Genomic DNA, 20,988 nt, shown 5'->3' with positions numbered 1-20,988 from the left:
CTCATAACAACAAAGACGGAGATAAAACATGAGCTTTTCACTGCGTAAATTGGCCCTCGCCGCCGGCTGCATGGTGTTCGCTGGCCAACTGCTGGCCGCCGATGAACCCAAGCGCCCGGAATGCATCGCCCCGGCCTCCCCCGGCGGCGGTTTTGACCTGACCTGCAAACTGGCGCAAAGCGCGCTGGTCAACGAGAAGTTGCTGAGCAAGCCAATGCGCGTGACCTACATGCCGGGCGGCGTCGGCGCGGTGGCCTACAACGCTGTGGTCGCCCAGCGCCCTGCGGATGCGGGCACCTTGGTGGCCTGGTCCAGCGGTTCGCTGTTGAACCTGGCCCAAGGCAAGTTCGGCCGCTTCGATGAAAGCGCCGTGCGTTGGTTGGCAGCGGTCGGCACCAGCTACGGTGCCATCGCCGTGAAAGCGGATTCGCCCTACAAGACCCTCGACGATCTCGTCAAAGCCCTGAAGAAAGATCCAGGCAGCGTGGTAATCGGTTCCGGCGGCACCGTCGGCAGCCAGGACTGGATGCAAACAGCCCTGATCGCCAAGGCTGCCGGGATCAACCCGCGCGAACTGCGTTATGTGGCGCTGGAAGGCGGCGGCGAAATCGCCACGGCTCTGCTCGGCGGCCACATCCAAGTGGGCAGTACCGACATCTCCGACTCCATGCCGCACATCTTGAGCGGTGACATGCGCCTGCTGGCGGTGTTCTCCGACGAGCGCCTGGACGAGCCGGAAATGAAGAATATTCCGACCGCCAAAGAGCAAGGCTACGACATCGTCTGGCCAGTGGTGCGTGGCTTCTACCTCGGGCCAAAAGTCAGCGATGCCGACTACGCCTGGTGGAAAGACGCATTCGACAAACTGCTGGCTTCCGAAGAGTTCGCCAAGCTGCGTGACCAGCGCGAGCTGTTCCCGTTCGCCATGACCGGCCCGGAGCTGGACACCTACGTGAAGAAACAAGTGGCTGACTACAAAGTGCTGGCCAAAGAGTTTGGCCTGATCCAGTAATCGCCCCTCTGTCTCAAGGCCATGCCCGTTGCCATAACGGGTGTGGCCGAGGAGTTTCACATGCTTTTACAACGCATTTTCGCTTCTGTGATGTTGCTGGTGTGCGCCGGCCTCGCGCTGATGGCCTGGCCGTATCAGGCGGCGTTTTCCTACGAGCCGGTGGGGCCTCGTGCCTACCCGCTGCTCATGCTCGGGCTGATGAGCCTGGGCCTGATCTACATGCTGTTTCGCCCGCAGCCGACCAAACATACCGAAGAAGAACCGGCACTGGACCGCGAAACCCTGGTCAAGATCGGCATTTGTGTCGGCTTGCTGATCGTGTTCGCCGGCACCTTTGAATCGCTCGGTTTCATCCTCAGCAGCATGTTGATCGGCATCCCCATGGCACGCCTGTACGGCGGCCGCTGGTTGCCAAGTGTGGTGATCGTCAGCCTGATGGCCATCGGTCTTTATCTGCTGTTCGATAAAGCCATGGATGTGCCGCTGCCCCTCGGTCTGCTCGACGTTCTGGAGAACTGATATGGATACGTTCAGCTATTTGGGCCAGGGCTTCGGCGTTGCACTGTCCCCTTACAACCTGGTGACCGCACTGTGCGGCACCTTGATCGGTACTGTCGTCGGCCTGCTGCCGGGCCTGGGCCCGATCAACGGCGTGGCGTTGTTGATTCCCATCGCATTCGCCCTGGGCCTGCCGCCCGAGTCGGCGTTGATCCTGCTGGCAGCCGTGTATCTGGGCTGCGAGTACGGCGGCCGTATCAGCTCGATCCTGCTCAACATCCCGGGTGAAGCCTCCACCGTGATGACCACCCTCGACGGCTACCCGATGGCCCGTAAAGGCCTGGCCGGTGTAGCGCTGTCGTTGTCGGCGTGGAGTTCGTTTATCGGCGCGTTCATCGCCACCTGCGGCATGGTGTTGTTTGCGCCGCTGCTGGCCAAGTGGGCGATAGCCTTTGGACCGGCGGAATATTTCGTCCTGATGGTGTTCGCGATTGTCTGCCTGGGCGGCATGGCCGGTGACAAGCCGCTGAAGACCTTCGTGGCGGCGCTGATCGGCCTGTTCCTGTCAGCGGTCGGCATCGACGCCAACAGCGGCGTGTACCGTTTCACGGGCGATAACATCCACCTCACCGACGGCATCCAGTTCGTGGTGTTGGTGCTGGGCTTGTTCTCCATCAGCGAGATCCTGTTGCTGCTGGAAAAAACCCACCGTGGCCAGGAAGCGGTGAAAGCCACCGGACGGATGATGTTCAACCTGAAGGAAGCGTCCGCTGTCTTTGTGGTTAACATCCGCTGCGGCCTGCTGGGCTTCATCATGGGTGTATTGCCCGGTGCAGGCGCCACCTTGGCGTCGGCCGTTGCCTACATGACCGAAAAACGCCTGGCCGGTGCCAGCGGTAAATTCGGCCAGGGTGACATGCGCGGTCTCGCGGCCCCGGAAACCGCGATCGGCGCTTCCGCCTGTGGCGCGCTGGTACCAATGCTGACCCTCGGCGTACCCGGTTCGGGCACCACCGCTGTGATGATCGGCGCCTTGTCGCTGTACAACATCACCCCGGGCCCGCTGCTGTTCCAACAGCAACCGGACATCGTCTGGGGCCTGATCGCGTCGTTGTTTATCGCCAACATCATGCTGGTGATCCTCAACATCCCGATGATCCGCATCTTCACCCGCATCCTGGCCGTGCCGAACTGGGCGCTGGTGCCGGTGATCGCCATCATCACCGCGATCGGTGTGTACGCCGTTCACGCCACCACCTTCGACCTGTTCCTGATGGTAGGTATCGGTATCTTCGGCTACATCCTGCGCAAGCTCGACTTCCCGCTGTCGCCAGTGCTGCTGGGCTTTATCCTCGGCGGCCTGATGGAGCAGAACCTGCGCCGTGCGCTGTCGATCTCCAACGGTGCGCTGGACATCCTCTGGTCGAGCCCGATCACCTTTGGTGTGTGGGTGCTGACTGCGTTGATGCTGATGTTCCCGCTGGTGCGCATCTACCGTAAACGTGCCCTGCAGCGTCGTGCCGTGGCCGATGTCTGAGGTCACCTTTAAACATTGGTGGGGAACACCGCTGGTCGGCCTGGCCGGCGGTTACCTGGCCAGCCTGGTCGGCTGGCCTTTGCCGTACATGGTCGGCTCGTTGCTGGCGATTATCCTGGTGCGTTGCCTCACGCCGTGGCAGTTGGCGGAGATTCCCGGCGGGCGCAAATGCGGCCAATGGGTGGTCGGGATCGGCATCGGCCTGCACTTCACCCCGGTGGTGATCGAGCAGGTGATGAGCCATTTCGGGCTGATCTTCTTCGGCGCGCTGGTCACCAGCCTGTCGAGCATTGTCGGCGTGTGGTTGATGCGACGCAGTGGTGAAGACCGCGCTACGGCGTTCTTCTCCAGCATGCCCGGCGGTTCCGGTGAGATGGTCAACCTCGGCGCACGCAATGGCGCGGTGCTTAGCCGCGTTGCAGCGGGGCAGAGTTTGCGCGTGCTGGTGGTGGTGTTGTGTGTGCCAGCGATCTTCAAGTATGTGCTGGAAGGCGGCACGCCGCAGTTTCACCCGGCACCGGTGAGCTGGCCGTGGTTGCTGACGCTCTTTCCCCTTGGCGCGTTGGTGGCATGGGGATGGCAGCGTTTGCGTCAGCCAAACCCTTGGCTATTCGGGCCATTGTTGGTGAGCGCTACCGCTAGCGTGGTGTGGGACCTGCACATCGGCCTGCCTGACGGTGGCAGCCAGATTGGCCAATGGTTGATCGGCAGCGGTTTGGGTTGCCACTTCAACCGTCAGTTCTTTCGCCGCGCGCCCTCATTCATGGGACGCACCTTGATCGGTACGGCCTTGACCATGGCGCTGGCGACATTGGCGGCGGTGGGCTTGAGTGCGCTGACCCATCTGGACCTGCGCTCGTTGACGTTGGGCATGATGCCCGGCGGGATTGCCGAGATGAGCTTGACGGCGGAGACCCTGCAACTGTCGGTGCCATTGGTGACGGCGATGCAGGTAATGCGGTTGTTGTTTGTGCTGTTTTTGGCGGAGCCGTTGTTCAGGCATTGGAACCGTCAGCCAGAACAAACCTAAGGCTTGGCACAGTTCTAAATGTGGGAGCGGGCTTGCTCGCGAATGCTGTGTGTCAGTGAAAAATTTTCTGTCTGACACTCCGCATTCGCGAGCAAGCCCGCTCCCACATTGGCCTGCGGACAAACTTTAGATCGGCGGCAACCGCCACTCAATCGGCGTCTCGCCATTCTGCTCAAGAAATTTGTTGGTGCGGCTGAAATGCCCACAGCCCAAGAACCCGCGATACGCCGACAACGGCGACGGATGCACCGAGGTCAACACCAGGTGCTTGGTCGCATCCACCAGCTTCTGCTTGCCCTGCGCATGGGCGCCCCACAGCAGGAACACCAGGTGCGGCTGATGCTGGCTGACCACTTCGATAATCCGATCGGTAAAGAACTGCCAGCCCTTGCCCGCATGGGCGTTGGCATTGGCGCGCTCTACGGTCATGGTGGTGTTGAGCATCAGCACGCCCTGGTCGGCCCAGCTTTGCAGGCAGCCGTGGTTGGGGATGTCGATATTGAGGTCGCGCTTGAGCTCTTTATAGATGTTCACCAAGGACGGTGGCGTCGGCACGCCCGGTTGCACCGAGAAGCACAAACCGTGGGCCTGGCCGGGGCCGTGGTAAGGGTCCTGGCCGAGGATCACCACCTTGACCTTGTCCAGCGGCGTGGAATTGAGGGCATTGAAAATCAGCGGACCGGGCGGGTAGATCTCTTTGCCGGCGGCATGTTCCTGGCGCAGGAACTCGCGCAACTGGGCCATATACGGCTGCTCGAACTCATCCCGCAGGGCGTGTTTCCAGCTGGGTTCGAGTTTGATACGGTCGTCTTCGGTCATGGTTGAATGGTCTTGTAAAAAAGAATGTGGCGAACCCTAGGAAAGCTGACCCCGCTTGTCAATTGATCTGACACACAACCGGTTTTTTCCCACGAAGGGATCATACTCATCCTTCACTTCCCCGAATGAGGTCACGATGAACCTGCACTTCGAAGAGCTGACCGGCAGCGACGGTGCCCGCATTGGCATCGCCAGCCTGGATGCGGAAAAGTCCCTCAACGCCCTCTCCCTGCCGATGATCCTGGCGCTGGGCGAACGCCTGGACGCCTGGGCCAAGGACCCGAACATCGTTTGCGTGCTACTGCGCGGCAACGGCCCCAAGGCGTTTTGTGCCGGCGGCGAAGTGCGCAGCCTGGCCCTGGCCTGCCTTGAACAACCCGGTGTGGTGCCTGACCTGGCCGCACAGTTTTTTGCCGCGGAATATCGTCTCGACTACCGCCTGCACACCTACCCCAAACCGTTGATCTGCTGGGGCCATGGCTATGTGCTGGGCGGCGGCATGGGCCTGCTGCAAAGCGCGGCGGTGCGCATCGTCACCCCGAGCAGCCGGTTGGCGATGCCCGAAATCAGCATCGGCTTGTATCCCGATGTAGGGGCCAGCAGGTTCTTGTCGCGCCTGCCGGGCAAGTTGGGTCTGTTTCTTGGTCTGACCGGCGCCCATATCAACGGGCGCGACGCCCTGGACCTGGACCTGGCCGACCGCTTCCTGCGTGACGACCAACAGGACGAACTGCTCGATGGCCTGTTGCAACTGAACTGGCAGGAGCAAACGGCGATGCAACTCAACAGCCTGCTCAAAGCACTGGCCCAGGAAGCCGTCGACCAGCAACCCGAAGCGCAATGGCTGCCGCGACGCGCGCAGATCGACGAGTGGCTGGATGTCGGCGATGTGCGCTGCGCCTGGCGCGCATTAAGCCAATTGCGCGAGCACAGCGACCCGCTGTTCAACCGGGCAGGTAAAACCTTGAGCGAGGGTTGCCCGCTGACCGCGCATCTGGTGTGGGAACAGATTCAACGTGCCCGCCACCTGTCCCTGGCCCAGGTGTTCCAGATGGAATACACCTTGAGCCTCAATTGCTGCCGTCACCCGGAATTCGCCGAAGGCGTTCGGGCGCGATTGATCGATAAGGACCAGAAGCCGCACTGGCACTGGCCCGATATCAATAGCGTTCCCGAGGGAGTGGTGCAGGCACACTTTCACAAGGCGTGGGAAGGCAGGCACCCGTTGGCGGACCTCTCCGAGATTTAACGGTGCCCGCCATGGCCTCCGCCGTCATGGCCACCCCGGTTATGACCACCGCCGTTACCCCAGCGATTGCCCCAACCCTGGTTTGGATAGGGTCGGTAATCCGGCCTCGGGTAATAGCGCGGTGCTGGCTGGTAATAGCGCGGCGCCGAATAGTAGCGCGGTGGCGGCGCGTAGTAGCTACGTCCATACAGGTAGGTCGGACCGCCGTAGTAGTAGGCCGGCGCGGGCGCGGTGTAGACCTCGGAACGATAGTACGTGGCACCACCGTCGTAGTAAGGCACACAGGCAGAAAGGGTCAGACCGAGTAAAGCGCTGAGTAGCAATCGTCGATACATGGCGGCCTCCTGGACCGCGGAAGAGCACCTCCAGCGACGCGGGAGGGCGGCATTCATCTTTCACTGAATGACGAAATATCTGACATCAAAAACCGAATCTGGTGCGATCTGGTAATAGATTGATACATCTACGCGGATTGACTGATGACCCCCTTCGAAGCCGCGACCCAAGGGTCAGCAACCCATTAGATTTATCGTTTCAGTAAATTTACCTGGCTCGAAACTGTGCGGATTGCGATGATATCACTATGACATCGCACAAAGCCAGGGAGGCTCTAGCGTGCGCCATTCGCCCCTATCGCCGGATTCGAGCCATGAAAATCGCTACCAAGCTGCTGCTTTCATTTCTTATGTGTGCACTGGTCACCCTCGGGGTCGGCCTGTTGGGTATCCAGGGGGTCGCACGCCTTGCTACAGCCCTGGAACTGACGTTCTCCAACAACCTGGTCTCGGTCAGTAACACGGCGGCCACCCTCAATGGCCTGGTCGCCCACAACCGCGGCCTGTACCGCCTGATGGACGCCAGCAAAGGTGACGTCGCCGCACAAGACCGCGACCGTGTACGCCAAGACATCGCCAACGAACTCAAGCGCAGCCAGGCGGCCTACGCCACTTACCGCGCCACGCCGCTGGAAGACGACGAACGGGCGGCAGGCGACAAGCTCGACCAGCTCTGGCCCACGTACATCAGCAACTCCGACCGCGTCATCGCGTTGCTCGATGGCGGCCAGTTCGAACAGGCCCGCAGCCAACTCAACTCCACCAACAATGAGCTGTTCCGCCAGGCGCGCGAACTGATCCGCGTGATGATCGAGTCCAACAACCGCCAGATCCAAGAAGGCGCCGTCGCCGCCGATGATCTGCGCGCCAGCGCGCTGACCTGGATGATCAGCGGCATTGTGCTGGCCTTCATCATCGCCATCGCCATTGGAGTGTTGATCACCCGCCTGATCACCCGCCCCATCGCCCAAGCGGTAGACAGCGCACAGCGCATCGCCAAGGGCGACCTGACCCAAGCCATCATCACCGAACGCACCGACGAAGCCGGGCAACTGCTGATGGCGCTGTCAGATATGCAGGGCGGCCTCAAAAGTACCCTGGTGGAAATCGCCAATGCGTCCGACCAACTCGCCTCGGCCGCCGAAGAACTCAGCGCAGTCACCGATGAAAGCAGCCGTGGCCTGACGCGCCAAAACGACGAAATCCAACAAGCCGCCACTGCGGTAAACCAGATGACCGCAGCGGTGGACGAAGTCGCGAGCAACGCCGTGTCCACCTCCGAAGCCTCGCGCCAGGCCACCACCGAAGCCGAAGACGGCCGCCAGCAGGTGGAACAGGCCGTGTCCGGCATGCGCTCGATGGTGGATGAGATCAACGACTCTACGCAGTCGGTGGCCGACCTCGCCGGCCAAGTGCGTGAAATCGGCAATGTGATCGACGTGATCCGTGGCATCGCCGACCAGACCAACCTGCTGGCCCTCAACGCCGCCATCGAAGCCGCCCGTGCCGGTGAGCAAGGTCGCGGTTTTGCCGTGGTCGCCGATGAAGTGCGGGCGCTGGCGCATCGCACGCAAACGTCCACCGTCGATATCGAAAAAATGATCGGCGCCGTACAGGTCGGCGCCGATGACGCCGTGGCCGCCATGAACAAGAGCCTGACCTGGGCCACTAACACCCAGGCCCTGGCGCAGAACGCCGGTGAAGCGCTGCAGCGGATCACGGACAGCGTGGCGAAGATCAACGAGCGCAACCTGGTGATCGCCTCCGCGTCCGAAGAACAAGCCCAGGTCGCCCGTGAGGTAGACCGCAATCTGCTGAACATCCAGGATCTGTCCACCCAGACCGCCGCCGGTGCGCACCAGACCAACGCATCCAGCCAAGACCTGTCGCGCCTGGCCACCTCGTTCAACACCTTGGTCAGCAAGTTCCAGCTGTAAACGCTTCATTGCAGTGCATCCGCGCACCCGCGTGATGCACTCGCCCCTCACACAAGCCTCCCCTCCTGCACTGCCCGCCTGAAAAACCGGGCGTCGACACCACTTGGCACGACTCTCGCTATGCCTCTCACGTGCAGGATTGATAACAGGTTCGCGGCACCACAATTTGCAATGGCCGACTAGGGTTCCGGCTCGCTTCAAGCGAGTGGCTGGTCCGAGAGTTGGCGACCTCCAGTTGAGGTTACACGGCGGGATAAAAGCCCGGGAGACAAGCCACCGTTCACGGTGCCGCGTTGCTCCTGCTCGCCCTTGATCAACTGGAGAAGCCCCATGCCATCACCCCGTTTACCCGCCTTGCTCGCCGCCGCCTTTGCTGCCGTGCTGAGCGTCCAGACCCAAGCCGCCCCCAAAGACCACTTCAGTGTGTGCTGGACCATTTACGCCGGCTGGATGCCGTGGGAGTACGCCGGCAGCCAAGGCATCCTCGACAAGTGGGCGAAGAAGTACGGCATCAAGATCGACATGGTGCAGCTCAATGACTACGTCGAGTCCATTAACCAATACACTGCCGGCCAGTTCGACGGCTGCACCATGACCAACATGGACGCCCTCACCATCCCCGCCGCCGGCGGCGTGGACAGCACTGCGCTGGTGGTCAGTGACTTCTCCAACGGCAACGACGGCGTGGTCATCAAGGGCACCGGCAAGACCGTGGCCGACCTCAAGGGCATGAACGTCAACCTGGTGGAACTCTCGGTATCCCATTACCTGCTGGCCCGCGCGCTGGAGTCGGCCGACCTCACCGAAAAAGATCTGAAAGTGGTCAATACCTCAGACGCCGATATCGCCGCCGCTTTCAACACCGACCAGGTGCAGGCCGTGACCACCTGGAACCCGATGCTCTCCGAGATCAAGGCCAAGCCGGGTGTGACCGAGGTATTCGACTCCAGCAAAGTGCCTGGCGAAATCATGGACATGATGGTGGTCAACACCCAGGTCCTCAAGGACAACCCGGCCCTGGGCAAAGCCCTCACCGGCGCCTGGTTCGAGACAGTCGCGCTGATGAACGCCAAAGGCGCCGCCAGCACCGAAGCCCTGGAACACATGGCCAAGGCTTCCGGCACCGACCTCAAGGGTTTCCAGTCGCAACTGGACACCACCAAGCTGTTCGCCACGCCCCAGGAAGCCCTGGCGTTTGCCACCAGCAAACAACTGCCGACCACCATGCGCAAGGTCGCCGAGTTTTCGTTTGAGCACGGCTTGCTCGGTGAAGGCGCCAAGGACACCAGCGCCGTGGGCATGAGCTTTGCCAATGGCGTGACCAGCGGCGACACCGCCAACCTCAAGCTGCATTTCGACCCCAGCTACGTGCAGATGGCCGCCGACGGCAAGCTGTAAGAGGACCCGGCCATGCGCCTGATCAACCGTCACCCGGAACGCTCCAGCCGCTTGCTGTTGGTGCTGCTGCCCTTCGCGTTGCTGCTGTTCGCCTACTTCGTAGGCTCGGCCGAGCGCCTGGCGGCCAACCCCAACGACAAGCTGCTGCCCAGCGCCGTGCAAATGGGCGACGCCATAAAGCGCCTGGCGTTCAGCGCCGACAGCCGCACCGGTGAATACGTGCTGTGGCAAGACACCGCGTCAAGCCTGCAGCGTCTGGCCATCGGCCTGGGCATCAGTGCCCTCGCCGGCTTGTGCCTGGGTATTGCCGCCGGGACCTTGCCGCTGTTTGGCGCGCCGCTGTCGCCACTGCTGACAGTGCTGTCGATGGTGCCGCCGCTGGCGATCCTGCCGATCCTGTTCATCGTGTTTGGCCTGGGCGAGTTGTCGAAGGTGATGCTGATCGTGATCGGCATCACCCCGGCATTGGCGCGAGACCTGGAACAGCGCGCGCGGGAAATTCCCGTCGAATTGCTGGTAAAAGCCCAGACCCTCGGTGCGTCCACCTGGACCTTGATGCTGCGCGTGGTGTTGCCGCAATTGCTGCCACGCCTGCTGATCTCACTGCGCCTGATGCTGGGTTCGGCGTGGTTGTTCCTGATTGCCGCCGAGGCCATCGCCTCCACTGATGGCTTGGGCTATCGGATCTTCCTGGTACGCCGCTACCTGGCGATGGACGTGATCCTGCCCTACGTGGTGTGGATCACCCTGCTCGCCTGGCTGATGGACTGGGGCCTCAAGGCCCTGACCCGGCGCGCGTTCCCCTGGTACGAAGGAGCGCGGGCATGAGCTTTATCAGCGTGAACAATGTGTGGCAGCGCTACGGCGACCAAGTGGTGCTGGAAGGCCTCAACCTGCACGTGGCCGAGGGTGAGTTCTGCACGCTGGTGGGCACCTCTGGCTGCGGCAAATCCACCTTTCTGCGCCTGCTGCTGGGCCAGGAAACCGCGAGCAAGGGTGAGATCCTGTTGGATGGCCAGGCCCTTGCCGCCGAGCCGGATGCCAGCCGAGGTGTGGTGTTCCAGCGTTACTCGGTGTTCCCGCATTTGAGCGTGTTGGACAACGTCGCGCTGGGCCTTGAATTGCCCCGCTCGCGCCTGCTGGGCCGGCTGTTCGGCAAGGCCAAGCGAGACGCCCGGGAACAGGCTGCCGCGCTACTGCATAAAGTCGGTCTCGGGCATGCCCTCGACAAATACCCGGCGCAGCTCTCTGGCGGTATGCAGCAACGCCTGGCCATCGCCCAGGCCTTGATCATGAAACCCCGCGTATTGCTGCTGGATGAACCCTTCGGCGCCCTCGACCCGGGCATTCGCAAAGACATGCACCAGTTGCTGCTGGAGCTGTGGCGCGAAACCCGGCTGACGGTGTTCATGGTCACCCACGACCTCAGCGAAGGCTTCAGCCTCGGCACGCGCCTGCTGGTGTTCGACAAGGTGCGCGTCGACCCCCACGCCCCCGGTGCCTATGGCGCCCGCATCACCTACGACATTCCTTTGAACAGCGAACGCCGCAAGGCGCTCGCCGCTGAACTTGGAGCGACTGCCCAATGACCGATTCCACCCAACTGTTCCCACCGTTTGCCGAAGAAATGCTGCCCGGCGGCGGCCACCGTTCGTTTGTGCTCAAGCGCGGGCAACTGCTGCGCCTTACCGACCTGCGCGGCGGCGCCAACGTCAGCCTCACGCTGCTCAATGCCAATGAAAAAACCGAGCGCCTGAACCTGCCCGACAGCCTCAAATGCCAACACACCGCCAAGCTCACCACCGGCCATTGCCTGTACTCCGACATGGGCCGAGTACTGGCCGCCATCACTGCCGACACCTGCGGCTGGAGTGACAGCATCGGCGGCGTGCTCTGCGCCAGCGAAGTCACCGAAAAGTACGGCCAGGGGCGCTACCAGGAACTGCGCAACGGCTTCTTCCGCAACGGCACCGACAACCTGCTGGTGGAGTTGGGCAAGTGGGGCCTGGGGCTGTCTGACCTGCTGATGACCCTCAACCTGTTCAGCCGCGTCAGCGTGGATGGCGACGGTGGCCTGCACTTTGTGCCGGGCAATTCCAAGGCGGGTGACTACATCGAACTCTACGCACCGATGGACACCCTGGTGGTGCTCACCGCCCTGCAACACCCGATGGACCCGAACCCCGATTACGCCCCGCAACCGCTGAAACTGAGCTGGATGAACGCTGACAAAAGCGTCGCCGAACACTGCCGCACCTCGCGCCCGGAAAACGAGCGCGGCTTTATCAACACCGACCGTCTGTTCGCCTGAGGAGCTGCCATGTCTATCGCACTGAAACAACCGGATGCGGCCGTGTACCGCGCGACCATTCCCGCTGGCGAACCGTGGCTGATGGAGGTCAAGGCCGGGCAGACCTTGCGCATCCTCGACCTGGAGGGCAACCAGGCTGTCGACACCTTGTTCTACAGCCTCAAGAACCCCAAGGAACGCTACGACGTGCAACGCACGTTGCGGCGGCAAAACAGCGTGTACCTGGGCACCGGCAGCGTGCTGTATTCCAACCTCGGCCAGCCGATGCTGACCATCGTCGACGACACCTGTGGCCGCCACGACACCCTCGGCGGCGCCTGCGCCCAGGAGAGCAACACCGTTCGCTACGCCCTGGAAAAACGCTACATGCACAGCTGCCGTGACAACTACCTACGGGCCTGCGCCCACGATGGCCGCCTGGGTAAAGGCGACATCGGGCCGAACATCAATTTCTTCATGAATGTGCCAGTGACAGCCGACGGTGGGCTGACGTTTGAGGACGGTATTTCCGCCCCCGGCAAATACGTGGATTTGCGTGCGGAGATGGACGTGATCGTGCTGATTTCCAACTGCCCGCAATTGAACAACCCGTGCAATGCCTACAACCCCACTCCTGCGGAGCTACTGGTATGGAACTGAAAATGAAGCGGTTGCGCCAATGGCTGTTCACCCTGTGCCAATCCCGCGCCGGGCAGTGCCTTAACAAGCACTGAGGTTCAAAATTGTGGGAGCGGGCTTGTTCGCGAATACGGTGTGTCAGCACGTGCATCTGTAACTGAAACTCCGCTTTCGCGAGCAAGCCCGCTCCCACCTTTTGGATCTCCACTGATTTCGGAATTTGCGCTGCGGACGACCGTAGCGTCACCTTCACTTTGCGGGACGGCCCGCAGGGTTTTGCCATGTTCGAAAAACTCTTGATCGCCAACCGCGGCGCCATTGCCTGCCGCATCCTGCGCACCTTGCGCAAGCTTCACGTAAAAGGCGTTGCGGTGTACGCGCAAGCCGATGCCGCCAGCCTGCACATCCAGCAAGCCGACGAAGCCTACAGCCTCGGTGAAGGCGCGGCGGCAGGCACTTACCTGGCGGTGGAAAAAATCCTCGCCACCGCCAAGGCCTGTGGTGCCAAGGCCATCCATCCGGGTTATGGCTTTCTCTCGGAAAACGCCGCCTTTGCCGAGGCCTGTGAAAACGCCGGCATCGCCTTCGTCGGGCCAACGCCCGAACAACTGCGCGTGTTCGGTCTCAAGCACACGGCCCGCGCCTTGGCCAAGCAGCACCAAATCCCGTTGCTGGAGGGCACCGAGCTGCTCGACAGCCTCGACGCCGCCCTGCTCGCCGCCGACCGCGTGGGCTACCCGGTGATGCTCAAAAGCACCGCCGGCGGTGGCGGTATTGGCATGCGCGTGTGCCGCCATGCGACCGAATTGAGCGAATCCTTCGACGCGGTCAAACGCCTGGGCCAGAACAATTTCAGCGATGCCGGCGTGTTTATCGAGAAGTACATCCAGCACGCCCGTCACTTGGAAGTGCAGGTGTTTGGCGACGGCGCGGGTGAGGTGATCGCTCTCGGCGTGCGTGACTGCTCGGTGCAACGGCGCAACCAGAAAGTCCTCGAGGAAACCCCGGCGCCGAACCTGCCCGACGGCATGGCCGAGGCGTTATGCGCGGCCGCCATCACCCTGGCCAAAGCGGTGAACTACCGCAGCGCCGGTACCGTGGAATTTATCTTTGATAGCGCCGATGGGCGCTTCTATTTCCTGGAAGTGAACACCCGGTTGCAGGTGGAACACGGCGTCACCGAACAAGTGTGGGGCGTGGACCTGGTGCGCTGGATGGTGCAATTGGCGGCAGGTGAAATGCCGCCGTTGAGCGAGCTTGTTTTAAGCCCTCAAGGCCATGCAATCCAGGCACGTTTGTATGCAGAAGACCCTGGCCGGGATTTCCAACCCAGCCCGGGCTTGCTGACCCAGGTGGACTTCCCGGTTGCCGATGGCCTGCGCATCGATACCTGGGTAGAAGCCGGGTGTGAGATCCCACCGTACTTCGACCCGATGATCGCCAAGCTCATCACGTGGGCGCCTACCCGGGAGCAGGCACGCCTGGATTTACACCGGGCACTGAGCGACAGCCAACTCTACGGCGTGGAAACCAACCGCGATTACCTGCGCCAGATCCTGCTCGCCGCGCCCTTCGCCAGTGGCCGCCCATGGACCCGTTGCCTGGAAGATCTGGTCTACGTCGCCGACACCGTCGAAGTGCTGAGTGCGGGCACGCAAACCAGCGTGCAGGACTACCCAGGCCGCCTCGGTTATTGGGCGGTGGGCGTGCCGCCGTCAGGGCCGATGGACAGCCGTGCGCTGCGCCTGGGCAATCGCCTGCTGGGCAACAGCGACGGTACCGCCGCGCTGGAAATCACCATGAGTGGGCCGATGCTGCGCTTCAATTGCGCGGCGGTCGTGGCGGTCACCGGCGCAGTCATTCCGCTGCTGTTGGATGATCAACCGGTGCCGATGAATACCGCGCTGTTGATCGAGGCGGGTTCGGTATTGAGCCTGGGCACCCTTGCCGGCGCCGGCGCACGCAGTTACCTGTGCCTGCGCGGCGGGTTGCAGGTGCCGGACTATCTGGGCAGCAAAAGCACCTTCACCCTCGGCCAGTTCGGCGGCCATGGCGGGCGCGCGTTGCGGGCCGGCGATGTGTTGCATCTGCGGCCATTGACGGACGCGAGTGCAGGGCAACAATTGAAGGCCGAGCCGCTGCCGCAAACGCGCACGCTGCGGGTGATCTACGGCCCCCACGGCGCGCCGGAATACTTCAAGCCCGAGTACATCGACACCTTCTTTGCCACTCAATGGGAAGTGCACTTCAACTCCAGCCGCACCGGCGTACGGTTGATCGGGCCCAAGCCGTTGTGGGCACGCACGGATGGCGGTGAGGCGGGGCTGCACCCGTCGAATATCCATGACAACCCCTATGCCATCGGCGCGGTGGATTTCACTGGTGACATGCCGGTGATCCTCGGGCCGGACGGGCCAAGCCTGGGCGGGTTTGTGTGCCCGGTAACGGTGATCGAGGCGGACTTGTGGCAACTCGGCCAGCTCAAGGCCGGCGACAAAATCTGCTTCGCACCGGTCGGCCTCAAAACGGCCCGGGAGCTTGCTTTGAAATGGGATCAAGTGCCTGAGCCAAGCCAGTCTTCTCAAGTGATCGAGTCGCCGGTGGTACTGGACATCGGCAGCGCCGACACCCAACTGGTCGCTCGCCTTGCCGGTGACACTCACCTGCTGCTGGAAATCGGTGCGCCGGAGCTGGACCTGGTGCTGCGCTTTCGCGCCCACGCCCTGATGCAAGCGCTGGAGGCCCGTGCCCTGCCGGGTGTGATCGACCTGACGCCGGGCATTCGCTCGTTGCAGATCCACTACCAACCCGAACAACTGCCCCTGGCCGGCTTGCTGGCGTTGATCGCCAACGAGTGGACCGCCGTATGCGCCACGCAGAACCTGCAAGTGCCCTCACGCATCGTGCATTTGCCGCTGTCGTGGGACGACCCGGCGTGCCAGCTGGCGATCGAGAAATACATGACCACCGTGCGCAAGGACGCGCCATGGTGCCCGAGCAACCTGGAGTTCATCCGCCGCATCAACGACCTGGCCAACCTCGACGAAGTGCGCCACACAGTGTTCGATGCGAGTTACCTGGTGATGGGCCTGGGCGATGTGTACCTCGGCGCCCCGGTGGCCACGCCGCTGGACCCGCGCCATCGCCTGGTGACCACGAAATACAACCCCGCGCGCACCTGGACCGCCGAGAACTCGGTGGGCATTGGCGGTGCGTACCTGTGCGTCTACGGCATGGAAGGCCCCGGCGGCTACCAGTTTGTGGGGCGGACCTTGCAGATGTGGAATCGCTACCGGGAAGTCGCGGCGTTTAAAGGCAAGCCGTGGTTGCTGCGGTTCTTTGACCAGATCCGGTTCTATCCGGTGAGTGCTGACGAGTTGCTACGGATTCGTCGGGATTTCCCCTTGGGCAGATTTGAGCTGGGGATTGAGAACAGCCAGTTGAACCTGGCCGATTACCAGGCCTTCCTGGCGCGCGAAGCAACGGGCATCAGCGCGTTTCGTGAGCAACAGCAGCACGCCTTCAACGCCGAGCGCGAACGCTGGATCGCCAGCGGCCAGGCGCATTTCGACAGCGAGGAGCTGGCGGCGCCACTGGGCGCGAACACGCCGCTGCACACCAATGAGTACAGCATCGACAGCCATATCGCCGGCAACCTCTGGCAGGTCCAGGTCACCGCCGGTGAGCGAGTGGCCGCGGGCGATGTGCTGGTGATCCTGGAGTCGATGAAAATGGAAATCCCTGTGGTGGCGCCGTTCGCCGGCACTGTGCGTGAGATCCCCGTGCAACCCGGCAGCGGCATTGGTGCCGGGCAGCGTGTGGTGGTACTGGAACGTGACTGACATTTCTATTTCGACAGGCGGACAAGCCATGAACCTGCAACTGGACAACCTGCGCAATGCCTACCTCAGTGGCGACACCACCCCACGGGCAGTGCTGTTGCATCTGCGTGAAAAAGCCGCGCAATTGAACCCCGACTATCACCTGTTCATTCACCTGCTCAGCGTTGCGCAGATGGAGCCATACCTGGCCGCTCTGGAGCGTCGCGACCCGGCAGAGTTGCCGCTGTACGGCGTGCCCTTTGCAATCAAGGACAACATTGACCTGGCCGGTATTCCCACCACCGCTGCCTGCCCGGCGTTTGCGTACGTGCCGCAGCACAGCGCGACGATTGTCGAGCAGCTGATCGCCCTGGGCGCCGTGCCGCTGGGCAAGACCAACCTCGACCAGTTCGCCACCGGGCTCAATGGCAGCCGCTCGCCGTACGGCGTCTGCCCCAACAGTGTGTTGACGGAATATCCGTCGGGCGGGTCCAGTGCGGGATCGTCATTGGCGGTCGCACTGGGTGTCGCCAGTTTTGCCTTGGGTACCGACACCGCTGGCTCCGGGCGTGTGCCGGCGGCGCTGAACAATTTGGTTGGGCTCAAGGCGACCAAAGGGTTGATCTCCACCGCAGGGGTGGTGCCGGCATGCCGCACATTGGATTGCGTCACCACGTTTACCCGCACCGCACGGGAAGCCAGCCAGTTGCTGGCGCTGACTGCCAGGCTTGATCCGCTGGACGCCTACAGCCGCCAGAACCCGGCGTGGAATGACGCGTCGGCCTTTGGCGCGCCCAGGCCTTTTCGCTTTGGCGTGTCGCGCCCGGAGGACCTGGAATTCTTTGGCTGCGCGCAAGGCCCGCGGCTGTTCCAGCAAGCCATCGCCCGCATGATTGCCCTCGGCGGTGAGCCGGTGGCACTGGACTTGTCACCGTTCCTTGAAGCGGCGCGCCTGCTCTACGAAGGACCGTGGGTGGCCGAACGCTACAGCGTGGCCGGTGAGCTGATGGAACGTGATCCCGAGGCGGTGCTGCCGGTGATTCGTGCGGTATTGGCCAAGGCACCGGCGGTCACCGGCGTCGACACCTTCCGTGCGCACTACCGCCTGCAAACCTTGAAAGCCCAGTGCGACCGCGCGCTGGAAGGGCTGGACTGCGTGCTGACGCCCACGATCGGTCGCCCGGTGACGCTGGCAGAACTGCACGCCGAACCGGTGCTGCGCAATGCTGAACTGGGCTACTACACCAACTTCATGAACCTGCTGGACTACGCCGCCGTCGCCGTGCCCAGCGGCGTGATGGACAACGGCCTGCCGTGGGGCGTGACCGTATTTGGCCGAGCGTTTACCGACCAATACCTGTTGGGCGTGGCAGATGCGTTGCAGCGTCAGCACGATGCATCACTGGGCGTGCCCACCACTGTCGCCAGCCATGACTGCACACGGTTGGTGGTGTGCGGCGCGCACCTGCAGGGGCTGGCACTGAACAGCCAGCTGTTGCGCCGGGGGGCACGCCTGATTGAGCGCACCCGCAGCTCGGCCGACTATCAACTGTTCGCCCTGGCGGGTGGGCCGCCGTATCGCCCCGGCATGCTGCGGGTGAGCGAGGGCGGCGCGGCCATCGAAGTGGAAGTGTGGGAACTGCCGAGCCGTGAACTGGGCTCCTTCCTCACCGGCATCCCGGCGCCCTTGGGCCTGGGCAAAGTGCAACTGGCGGATGGGCGGTGGGAAAGCGGCTTTATCTGCGAGCCCTATGGGCTGGCGGGCGCGGTGGACATCAGCCATTTCGGCGGCTGGCGCAGCTACCTGCGCAGCTTGCAATAGCCGGACGGGACTGTATCGTGCAGGGAACTCCGGGGCCCTGCCCGATACAGCCTGAATCGACCGATGACCACCCCTACCCTCTGCCCCGCCTGCGGTGCGCCCAACGACTGCTCCCTCGCCGACCCGCGCACGGCCGATCAAGCCTGCTGGTGCTACAGCGTCAGCATCGACCCCGCGGTGCTTGAAGCCTTGCCCGATGAACTGCGCAACACCGCCTGCCTGTGCCCGCGCTGCGCCCAGGTGGACAAGCAATTGAAACGTCAAAATGCGCGTTGATCGCTTCCTCAGCAACCTCCCTCGTTTCAATCGCAAGCAAGTACGCCTGCTGCTGGTAGAACGGCGGGTGACGGTGGATGGTGTGGCGGTGATCGATCCTCACCATGAGGTGCGCGAATTCAGCCACGTTTGCGTTGATGATGAGGTGCTGCAAACAGGCAAGTCGGCACGGTACTTCATGCTGCACAAACCTCAGGGTTGCGTCAGTGCCACGTCGGACCCGCAGCACCCTACAGTCCTCGACCTGCTGGATGAGCCGGATACACACGAGTTGCATATCGCCGGTCGTCTGGACTTCAACACCACCGGTCTGATGCTCATCACCAATGACGGGCAGTGGTCACGACGCCTCACGCAACCGCAGACCAAGCTGCCCAAGGTCTATCTGGTGGAGACCGAGCAGGAAATTGGTCCGGAATACGCAGTGACCTTCAAGGCGGGCCTGTATTTTGCGTTTGAAGACCTGACCACCCAACCCGCCGAACTGGAACTGTTGGGGCCGACGACGGCGCGACTGGGTATTGTCGAGGGGCGTTATCACCAGGTGAAACGCATGTTCGGGCATTTCAATAACAAGGTGATCGGCTTGCATCGCGAACGGATGGGCCCCTTGGTGCTCGATGCTGCCTTGGCGCCGGGCGAGTACCGGGCGCTGACTGACGACGAAATCCGACAGGTCTGATGACCGTTCAGCCGGTACTGGTAAAAAACCACGGTGTTGCCTTGCGAGGCAGCACCTCTGCTGCTTGAATCAAAACGCCAGCCAAATTATGACTGGCGAGTCGCCTATAACCTCCAAGAAACACTTTGCCCCCGCCCGCGCTTGATCTACGGGCCTTCCAGGCAAAACTGCCCGCCATAACAACACCCGTCGGCCAGCCGTCATCGGATCGACATGGGCTCTCCATTTCCAGGCGTATGCCTACCTGTCACAAAGCTCGTGCAGAGTTATCTGCGCGCCCTACCCGCTTGCCAGGAGTCTTACGACATGAGGCCAGAAATCGCTGTGTTGGATATACAGGGTCAGTATCGGGTTTACACGGAGTTCTATCGCGCGGACGCTGCTGCAAAGACCATCATCATGGTCAATGGCTCCATGGCCACCACGGCATCCTTCGCTCAAACCGTGAAAAGCCTGCACCCGCAGTTCAATGTGGTTTTGTACGACCAGCCCTACGCTGGCCGCTCCAAAATCCATAACCGCCATGAGCAAATGCTGACGAAGGAAATCGAGGGCCAGATCCTCCTGGAACTCATCGACCACTTCGCCGCCGAACACGTGCTGTCATTTTCTTGGGGCGGCACCGCCACCCTGGTCGCCCTGGCCCACCGGCCACGTCGCGTAGAAAAGGCCGTGATCAGCTCATTCTCACCGGTGATCAACGCACCGATGCGCGACTACCTTGAGCGCGGCGTCGATTACCTCGGCAACCTCGACCGCGACCGCGTCGGCCACCTGGTCAACAGCACCATCGGCAAGCACCTGCCGTCGCTGTTCAAGCGTTTCAACTACAAACACGTGAGCAACCTGGCCGAGCATGAATATGGGCAGATGCACTTCCATATCAGCCAAGTGCTCCACAGCGACCGGCTGTGCTACCTCAAGGCGGCCAAGCAGATCGATATTCCGGTGTTGTTTGTAAACGGTGAATGGGACGAATACACCAGTGCCCAGGATGCCAAGCTGTTTGGCCAGCACGTGGCCCATAGCAGTTTCAGCACCGTGCAGGCCACGGGGCACTTTCTGGACATGGAACACAAGGCGGCGTGCCGGGACACCCGGGAAGCGGTGGTCGGGTTTCTGAAGCCAGAACGGCAGGTCAGCCGGTTGCGCTATCAACAGGGCCAGACACAGCATGCCTTTGCGATCTGAAATGAAGGCCCGCTTAGGTGGGAGCCGGTCTTGCCCGCGATACGGACGCCTCGGTGTGCCAGCCACACTCAGGTGAAGCTATCGCAGGCAAGCCAGCTCCCACACAAGCTTGCGCATGGCACGTAACCCACACATTTTTGAAGAAAAACTTCAAATCCCGGCAAACATCTGGTACAAAGTCAGCCGCTCTGAGCGGGTATAGTTTAATGGTAGAACAGTAGCTTCCCAAGCTTCCGACGAGGGTTCGATTCCCTCTACCCGCTCCACTCAGATTCTGCGCTTGCGTCAGGTTTGTTCCTGACGGGAGAGGCAAAAAAAACCGGTCCTTGGTGACCGGTTTTTTTATGCGCGAAATTTGTTGCGTTGATAAAGGCGACAACCGTGCGCGGGCGAGTAGGCCGGGTAGCTTTCGGGATACCAACGCACTCGATGTCCCGCGCACAGCTGCCATT

General features: G+C 62.1%; 18 protein-coding genes, 1 tRNA gene and 1 riboswitch. Of the genes, 17 read left to right on the top strand and 2 right to left on the bottom strand.

Going from position 1 to position 20,988, the window contains the following annotated elements:
- Positions 1-28 precede the first annotated feature (28 nt).
- From HF257_RS08915 to HF257_RS08900, 4 genes are read left to right on the top strand one after another with little or no spacing between them, the layout of a single operon-like run.
- Complete coding sequence (locus tag HF257_RS08915; protein WP_185709457.1) at positions 29-1,012, top strand: Bug family tripartite tricarboxylate transporter substrate binding protein; 984 nt, start codon at positions 29-31, stop codon at positions 1,010-1,012.
- 60 nt (positions 1,013-1,072) lie between these two features.
- A complete protein-coding gene (locus HF257_RS08910) occupies positions 1,073-1,531 on the top strand; it encodes a tripartite tricarboxylate transporter TctB family protein (RefSeq protein WP_185709458.1) in 459 nt (152 codons plus the stop codon).
- A gap of 1 nt (position 1,532) precedes the next feature.
- Positions 1,533-3,047: a tripartite tricarboxylate transporter permease gene (locus tag HF257_RS08905; protein ID WP_135288140.1), complete on the top strand. Its 1,515-nt coding sequence runs from the start codon at positions 1,533-1,535 to the stop codon at positions 3,045-3,047.
- Entirely contained in the window at positions 3,040-4,077 is a 1,038-nt protein-coding gene (locus tag HF257_RS08900) for an AbrB family transcriptional regulator (RefSeq protein WP_185709459.1), read from the top strand. The genes HF257_RS08905 and HF257_RS08900 overlap by 8 nt, the downstream gene beginning before the upstream one ends.
- A 126-nt stretch (positions 4,078-4,203) precedes the next feature.
- On the opposite strand, the gene ung is transcribed toward HF257_RS08900, so the two are convergent.
- Positions 4,204-4,896, bottom strand: a complete 693-nt coding sequence (ung, locus tag HF257_RS08895; RefSeq protein ID WP_185709460.1) for a uracil-DNA glycosylase — start codon at positions 4,894-4,896, stop codon at positions 4,204-4,206.
- A gap of 136 nt (positions 4,897-5,032) precedes the next feature.
- Here ung and HF257_RS08890 point away from each other — a divergent pair, with 136 nt between their 5' ends.
- On the top strand, positions 5,033-6,145 hold the full coding sequence (locus HF257_RS08890) for an enoyl-CoA hydratase/isomerase family protein (protein ID WP_185709461.1): 1,113 nt from the start codon (positions 5,033-5,035) through the stop codon (positions 6,143-6,145).
- Here the strand turns inward: HF257_RS08890 and HF257_RS08885 are convergent.
- Positions 6,142-6,480 (bottom strand): hypothetical protein, encoded by a 339-nt coding sequence (locus tag HF257_RS08885; RefSeq protein ID WP_185709462.1) that lies wholly within the window; start codon positions 6,478-6,480, stop codon positions 6,142-6,144. The genes HF257_RS08890 and HF257_RS08885 overlap by 4 nt on opposite strands.
- A gap of 314 nt (positions 6,481-6,794) precedes the next feature.
- On the opposite strand from HF257_RS08885, the gene HF257_RS08880 reads away from it, so the two are divergent.
- From HF257_RS08880 to HF257_RS08825, 12 genes are all read left to right on the top strand, one after another.
- Positions 6,795-8,417 carry a methyl-accepting chemotaxis protein gene (locus HF257_RS08880; protein ID WP_185709463.1) on the top strand — a complete coding sequence of 541 codons (1,623 nt, stop codon included), beginning with the start codon at positions 6,795-6,797 and terminating at the stop codon, positions 8,415-8,417.
- Between the two features lie 168 nt (positions 8,418-8,585).
- Positions 8,586-8,687, top strand: a riboswitch (guanidine-I (ykkC/yxkD leader).
- 60 nt (positions 8,688-8,747) lie between these two features.
- Positions 8,748-9,815 (top strand): putative urea ABC transporter substrate-binding protein, encoded by a 1,068-nt coding sequence (locus HF257_RS08875; RefSeq protein WP_185709464.1) that lies wholly within the window; start codon positions 8,748-8,750, stop codon positions 9,813-9,815.
- 12 nt (positions 9,816-9,827) lie between these two features.
- Positions 9,828-10,643 (top strand): ABC transporter permease, encoded by an 816-nt coding sequence (locus tag HF257_RS08870; protein ID WP_185709465.1) that lies wholly within the window; start codon positions 9,828-9,830, stop codon positions 10,641-10,643.
- Positions 10,640-11,404 carry an ABC transporter ATP-binding protein gene (locus tag HF257_RS08865; protein ID WP_185712082.1) on the top strand — a complete coding sequence of 255 codons (765 nt, stop codon included), beginning with the start codon at positions 10,640-10,642 and terminating at the stop codon, positions 11,402-11,404. Before HF257_RS08870 ends, HF257_RS08865 begins: the two co-directional genes overlap by 4 nt.
- Positions 11,401-12,126 carry an urea amidolyase associated protein UAAP1 gene (locus tag HF257_RS08860; RefSeq protein ID WP_185709467.1) on the top strand — a complete coding sequence of 242 codons (726 nt, stop codon included), beginning with the start codon at positions 11,401-11,403 and terminating at the stop codon, positions 12,124-12,126. Before HF257_RS08865 ends, HF257_RS08860 begins: the two co-directional genes overlap by 4 nt.
- A gap of 9 nt (positions 12,127-12,135) precedes the next feature.
- Positions 12,136-12,765 carry an urea amidolyase associated protein UAAP2 gene (locus HF257_RS08855; protein WP_185709468.1) on the top strand — a complete coding sequence of 210 codons (630 nt, stop codon included), beginning with the start codon at positions 12,136-12,138 and terminating at the stop codon, positions 12,763-12,765.
- Between the two features lie 260 nt (positions 12,766-13,025).
- Positions 13,026-16,586: an urea carboxylase gene (gene uca / locus HF257_RS08850; protein ID WP_185709469.1), complete on the top strand. Its 3,561-nt coding sequence runs from the start codon at positions 13,026-13,028 to the stop codon at positions 16,584-16,586.
- A gap of 28 nt (positions 16,587-16,614) precedes the next feature.
- Positions 16,615-18,387, top strand: coding sequence for an allophanate hydrolase (gene atzF, locus HF257_RS08845; RefSeq protein ID WP_185709470.1), 1,773 nt, complete (start codon positions 16,615-16,617; stop codon positions 18,385-18,387).
- A 63-nt stretch (positions 18,388-18,450) separates the two neighbouring features.
- Positions 18,451-18,663 carry a cysteine-rich CWC family protein gene (locus tag HF257_RS08840; RefSeq protein ID WP_185709471.1) on the top strand — a complete coding sequence of 71 codons (213 nt, stop codon included), beginning with the start codon at positions 18,451-18,453 and terminating at the stop codon, positions 18,661-18,663.
- Positions 18,653-19,345 (top strand): pseudouridine synthase, encoded by a 693-nt coding sequence (locus tag HF257_RS08835; RefSeq protein ID WP_185709472.1) that lies wholly within the window; start codon positions 18,653-18,655, stop codon positions 19,343-19,345. Before HF257_RS08840 ends, HF257_RS08835 begins: the two co-directional genes overlap by 11 nt.
- Positions 19,346-19,651: 306 nt before the next feature.
- Positions 19,652-20,536, top strand: a complete 885-nt coding sequence (locus HF257_RS08830; RefSeq protein ID WP_185709473.1) for an alpha/beta fold hydrolase — start codon at positions 19,652-19,654, stop codon at positions 20,534-20,536.
- A 192-nt stretch (positions 20,537-20,728) separates the two neighbouring features.
- Positions 20,729-20,802 (top strand) — tRNA-Gly (locus HF257_RS08825).
- Positions 20,803-20,988 lie beyond the last annotated feature (186 nt).

Source organism: Pseudomonas cremoris (assembly GCF_014230465.1).
Note: the sequence above shows the minus strand (reverse complement) of the source record. Positions and strands in the feature narration are given on the sequence as shown.

Coding starts and splice junctions, on each gene's coding strand:
- HF257_RS08915 (WP_185709457.1), top strand. CDS start 29: ATGAGCTTTTCACTGCGTAAATTGGCCCTCGCCGCCGGCTGCATGGTG.
- HF257_RS08910 (WP_185709458.1), top strand. CDS start 1,073: ATGCTTTTACAACGCATTTTCGCTTCTGTGATGTTGCTGGTGTGCGCC.
- HF257_RS08905 (WP_135288140.1), top strand. CDS start 1,533: ATGGATACGTTCAGCTATTTGGGCCAGGGCTTCGGCGTTGCACTGTCC.
- HF257_RS08900 (WP_185709459.1), top strand. CDS start 3,040: ATGTCTGAGGTCACCTTTAAACATTGGTGGGGAACACCGCTGGTCGGC.
- ung (WP_185709460.1), bottom strand. CDS start 4,896: ATGACCGAAGACGACCGTATCAAACTCGAACCCAGCTGGAAACACGCC.
- HF257_RS08890 (WP_185709461.1), top strand. CDS start 5,033: ATGAACCTGCACTTCGAAGAGCTGACCGGCAGCGACGGTGCCCGCATT.
- HF257_RS08885 (WP_185709462.1), bottom strand. CDS start 6,480: ATGTATCGACGATTGCTACTCAGCGCTTTACTCGGTCTGACCCTTTCT.
- HF257_RS08880 (WP_185709463.1), top strand. CDS start 6,795: ATGAAAATCGCTACCAAGCTGCTGCTTTCATTTCTTATGTGTGCACTG.
- HF257_RS08875 (WP_185709464.1), top strand. CDS start 8,748: ATGCCATCACCCCGTTTACCCGCCTTGCTCGCCGCCGCCTTTGCTGCC.
- HF257_RS08870 (WP_185709465.1), top strand. CDS start 9,828: ATGCGCCTGATCAACCGTCACCCGGAACGCTCCAGCCGCTTGCTGTTG.
- HF257_RS08865 (WP_185712082.1), top strand. CDS start 10,640: ATGAGCTTTATCAGCGTGAACAATGTGTGGCAGCGCTACGGCGACCAA.
- HF257_RS08860 (WP_185709467.1), top strand. CDS start 11,401: ATGACCGATTCCACCCAACTGTTCCCACCGTTTGCCGAAGAAATGCTG.
- HF257_RS08855 (WP_185709468.1), top strand. CDS start 12,136: ATGTCTATCGCACTGAAACAACCGGATGCGGCCGTGTACCGCGCGACC.
- uca (WP_185709469.1), top strand. CDS start 13,026: ATGTTCGAAAAACTCTTGATCGCCAACCGCGGCGCCATTGCCTGCCGC.
- atzF (WP_185709470.1), top strand. CDS start 16,615: ATGAACCTGCAACTGGACAACCTGCGCAATGCCTACCTCAGTGGCGAC.
- HF257_RS08840 (WP_185709471.1), top strand. CDS start 18,451: ATGACCACCCCTACCCTCTGCCCCGCCTGCGGTGCGCCCAACGACTGC.
- HF257_RS08835 (WP_185709472.1), top strand. CDS start 18,653: ATGCGCGTTGATCGCTTCCTCAGCAACCTCCCTCGTTTCAATCGCAAG.
- HF257_RS08830 (WP_185709473.1), top strand. CDS start 19,652: ATGAGGCCAGAAATCGCTGTGTTGGATATACAGGGTCAGTATCGGGTT.